4 protein-coding genes are annotated in these 4,213 nt (G+C 57.3%); all 4 read right to left on the bottom strand.

The genetic code is table 11. The features are described 5' to 3' along the window. A partial coding sequence (locus AB7E14_RS21370) for an SLBB domain-containing protein (RefSeq protein ID WP_428169922.1) occupies window positions 1–895 on the bottom strand: 895 nt, incomplete at its 3' end. Further along, complete coding sequence (locus AB7E14_RS21365; protein ID WP_044257564.1) at window positions 892–2,004, bottom strand: 1-propanol dehydrogenase PduQ; 1,113 nt, start codon at window positions 2,002–2,004, stop codon at window positions 892–894. The genes AB7E14_RS21365 and AB7E14_RS21370, both read right to left, overlap by 4 nt. Window positions 2,005–2,014: 10 nt before the next feature. Beyond that, window positions 2,015–3,400 (bottom strand): CoA-acylating propionaldehyde dehydrogenase PduP, encoded by a 1,386-nt coding sequence (pduP, locus tag AB7E14_RS21360; RefSeq protein WP_044267059.1) that lies wholly within the window; start codon window positions 3,398–3,400, stop codon window positions 2,015–2,017. Next, window positions 3,397–4,213 (bottom strand): two-domain cob(I)yrinic acid a,c-diamide adenosyltransferase PduO (gene pduO, locus AB7E14_RS21355; protein WP_428169921.1); only part of this gene is annotated, 817 nt, incomplete at its 5' end. The genes pduP and pduO, both read right to left, overlap by 4 nt.

The following is a 4,213-nucleotide window of genomic DNA, read 5'->3' as shown; positions in this document are numbered from 1 at the left end:
TGGCGGCCTGATGGAAATTGACTGCGCGCACCAGCAGATGCGGAGAGAGCTCGTGACCGATGAGATGCCTCGGGCAGAGATCGGTACACAGGCGACACTGTTCACAGACTGTTCTCGCCACCGACAGCACGGTGCGCTCATCCTGCATACGTCGCTGAATCAGTGGATGTGTTTTCGGCAAAACCAGCAGTCCGCCGGTGGTTTTCGTGACCGGCGCGTCCAGTGACGTCACCAGGCTTCCCATCATCGGTCCGCCGTTGATAAAACCGGGATCGTCGATGGTCGCGCCGCCAGCCATCTCCAGCACGTCGCGTAAGGACATACCGATGGGGACGGTCACGGTTTGTGGACGAGCAACGGCACCGTTGATAGTGAGCGTGCGGCGCGTCACCGGATAGTGCTGTTCGACCGCGCGGGCGATATTCAGTACGGTTTGTACGTTATTGACCACCACGCCCACGCTGACCGGCAGCGCAGCGGGGGGAACGCGGCGACCCGTCGCCATCCAGATGGTCAGCACTTCATCGCCTGCCGGATAAACATCAGGCAGAATGTGCAGTCTGATCGCCGGAGGTAAAAGCGGCGTCAGGGCGGTAATCGCTGGCTGGTACTTCTCTTTCAGGGCGATAATCCCTTCGCGGGCGCCGGTGGCCTTCATTGCATACTGTACGCCGCGAATCAGACGCGCTGCCTGCTGCGCCATGAGTTGCTGATCGACTTTCAGCATCGGCTCGCATTCGGCTGCATTGACGAGAAAAATTTCCACCTGAGCCTGGAGTTTGACATACGTCGGAAAACCGGCACCACCAGCCCCCACAATGCCTGCCGCACGAACGCGTTCAACGAGCGTCGGCGCATCCAGGGCGTCTGGTTTATCATTCAGGACGGTATTCATAACAATTCCTCAAGCAGTTCCTGAATGGCCCCGACATCCGCCGCTCTGGGGTTGGTTTTCAGCGTCACGTCTGCCAGCGCGGCTTGAACCATTGCCGGAATGCGCGCTGACCAGTTCTGTTTTTGTTCTTTAAGCGCCACGGCAAGGGTTGGGATAGCACACGCTTTTTTCAGTTGCTCGATGTGCTGCACCAGCGCGTTCACGCTCGCCGTTTCATTGGCGCTGTCAGTACATAAATGACAGGCCTTCGCGAACCGGGCGTAACGTTTAGCCGCTCGCGGATCGTGCGCGTTGAAGCGGATCACCGACGCCAGCAGCAGGGCATTCGCCAGACCGTGTGGTAAATGGAACTGACCTCCTAATTGGTGGGCGATGGCGTGGTTCAGCCCCAGTCCTGCCTGGCTGAAGGCCATCCCTGCCAGCGTAGAGGCGTTGTGCATTTTGCCGCGTGTAGCGAGGCAGTCGCCTTTACGTACCGCGACAGGCAGATACTGAAAGACTATTTGAGCGGCTTTTTCCGCGAGTGCGTCGGTAAAGTCACTGGCGCGCGTGGACACATAGGCTTCCAGCGCGTGCGTCAACACATCCATTCCGGTATTGGCGGTAATGGCGGGTGGGACGCTGACGACCAGCATCGGATCAAGGATCGCCATGTCCGGGTAGAGCGCGTTATTGAACAGCGGATATTTAATGCCTTTCTCCGGATCGCTTATCACGCAAGCGCTGGTCACTTCCGATCCGGTTCCGCTGGTGGTTGGGATCGCCACACAGGTTTCAATATCAATATCAAATTGACGACTGAACCAGACAATGGCTTTCGCAGCATCCAGCGCGGAGCCGCCGCCGAAACCAATCACCACGTCGGGGCGCAGGGACTGCATTTGTGCAATCCCCTGAACGACGGTTCCGATAGTGGGGTCGGGCGTAATCTCACTGAAGACGCTGATCCGGTTATCTGCCGGTATCGCCTCGCGAAGCGTATCAATCAGCGGCGAACGGGCGAGAAAACCATCGCAGATAATCCAGATGTGCTTGTTCGTAAAGCGGCCAAGCACTTTCAGGCTTCCAGGGCCGCTGTACAAACGGGTTTGTAGTGAAAAAGTATTCATCACAACCTCATTAGCGGATTGAGAAACCGTTAGTCAGCACACAGCGACGGGAGCGGGCAAACGTGCGTGCCGATGTTGTCCCTTCACCCGTCGGCGTGGCGATGGTGAAGGTGGTAAACCCTTCGCCGCCGACGCCAATCCCCGCATAGGAGGGGCCGTTTTTAACGAAAATGGAGGTCTGCAGCGTTCGCGCCGCAAGGTTCAGGCGAGAGACATTCTGCGAATGCATAATGGCGGTGTGGTGTAATCCTTCTTCCACTTTCAGCGCCAGCGACAACGCGGCGTCAAAATCTTTCACCTTCACCACGGGCAGCATCGGCATTAACTGCTCGCTGGTTACCCAACTGTCGTCGGCGCTGACGACGCCAATCAGCAGGCGTGGCGCTTTTGCCGGGAGCGGAATACCGGCGGCTTCAAGCATAGCGCAAGGGCTTTTACCGACCAGTTTTTTATTGGCTACACCCTCTGGCAGACAGGTTGCACGCAGCTTCTCTGTCTCGGCTGGACTTAACAACAGCGCGCCGAAACTTTGCATCTGCTGAATCAGTTGTTCAGCGACGGATTCCACCACTATCAGGCTTTTTTCCGCGATGCACGGCAGGTTGTAGTCAAACGACGCGCCGTTGATAATATCTTCCGCTGCTTTCACCAGATCGGCCGTCTCATCGACGATGCAAGGAGGATTCCCCGCGCCTGCACCAATCACTTTTTTTCCGCTCTTCATACCCATTGCCACAATGCCCGGACCGCCGGTAATCGCCAGCACGGCAATTTTCGGGTGCGCCATCATCTGCTGGGTGGCTTCAAACGTCGGTTCGGCAACGGTCACCACCAGATTGCGAATGCCGCAGCGACGAAACGCAATATCTTCAATCATGGCGATAAGTTTCAGTGACACGGCCTTAGCACCCGGATGCGGGCTGAAATAGACGCTGTTGCCCGCCGCCAGCATGCTGATGCTGTTGTTAATAATGGTTTCTGTCGGGTTAGTGCTGGGCGCAACGGAACCAATCACGCCGAACGGCGAATACTCAAACAGCACCATGCCCCCGTCGCCAGTGAGTGCCGTGGTGGTCAGATCTTCAATACCCGGCGTATTGTCCAGCGCCGCTTTGTTTTTGAGGAATTTGTCCTCTTTGTTACCCATTCCGGTTTCCGCAGCGCTCTCTGCCGCCAGCGTAGCCAGTTGTGGCGCCAGCTCTTCACGAATAGCGCTAATAATGGCGCTGCGCGTTTTTAGTGGTGATTGCTGATAACGCAAGAACGCCTGGTGGGCAGCATCGACAGCTTCACCAACAGACTGAAAGATGCCGTTCCCTTTGATTTCAGTTTTTGCGGGAGCCAGTTGCTCGCTCAGAATAGTGCGGATGAGGGTTTCCAGTTCGGTCGTATTCATTGATGTGTTCTCACGTTTATTGCCGCAATGGCAGCCTGTGCAATGTCCATGTCCTGTTCAACGCTTCCACCGCTGATACCAAGACCCCCAATAAGCAATCCATCACGCCATAGCGCGTAGCCGCCGCCAAAAGTGACGACTTTTCCCTGCATATGACTTTCCAGCCCGTATAGCGGCGCGCCGGGCTGAACTACTGACGCAAGTTCGTGCGTCGCGGTTTTCATCGCCACCGCGGTCCAGGCTTTTTTCGGCGCCAGTTCACTGCTGACCAGCAGGGCATCCGGCATCCGCCAGGTGACGGCTTCGGTGCCGTTAGCATCAACAATGCTGACGACCACCGGGACGTTTAAGGCTTGCGCCCGCTCAACGGCGGCGCGTGTTAACTGGTGAAGATCGCCAAAGGAAAGCGACATCGTAGATTCCTTTTTGACAGGGGCGTGACCCGCTGCCAGATAGCGCTTCGTCACTTCCCGGATAATGGTGTCCTGATGGGCGTCGTGATCTTCCGCGCGCGCCAGTGCATACAAGCAGTCTGACAGGCGGTTGATATAGCGCATCAGCACATGCCTGACGGTGACCTCGGCCGCGAGTTCCACCAGACGGCGTTCGGCCCGGCGCGCCAGAGTGCGGGCAAAATGCAGGTGGCTTGCGGCTTCGCAACGGCCAGGCAAAATGAAACTGCGCAAGGGGGCGACGCGTCCCATCGCGGTGTCGATAGCCGCTTCCAGTGCGGCAATTTCCTCAGAGCTGATATAGCGCTGATCCGCAGACGGCTGCTCGCTTTCGCTGGCAAGTTCAGCGCTGAACCAGAAA

Source organism: Citrobacter sp. (genome assembly GCF_050252275.1).
In the GTDB taxonomy this organism is placed as follows: domain Bacteria; phylum Pseudomonadota; class Gammaproteobacteria; order Enterobacterales; family Enterobacteriaceae; genus Citrobacter_A; species Citrobacter_A amalonaticus.
The sequence above is the reverse complement of the archived record's forward strand: the minus strand, read 5'-3'. Positions and strand labels throughout refer to the sequence as shown.

Excerpts from the sequence above, each read along its gene's own strand:
- AB7E14_RS21365 (WP_044257564.1), bottom strand. The coding sequence starts at position 2,004 with ATGAATACTTTTTCACTACAAACCCGTTTGTACAGCGGCCCTGGAAGC.
- pduP (WP_044267059.1), bottom strand. The coding sequence starts at position 3,400 with ATGAATACGACCGAACTGGAAACCCTCATCCGCACTATTCTGAGCGAG.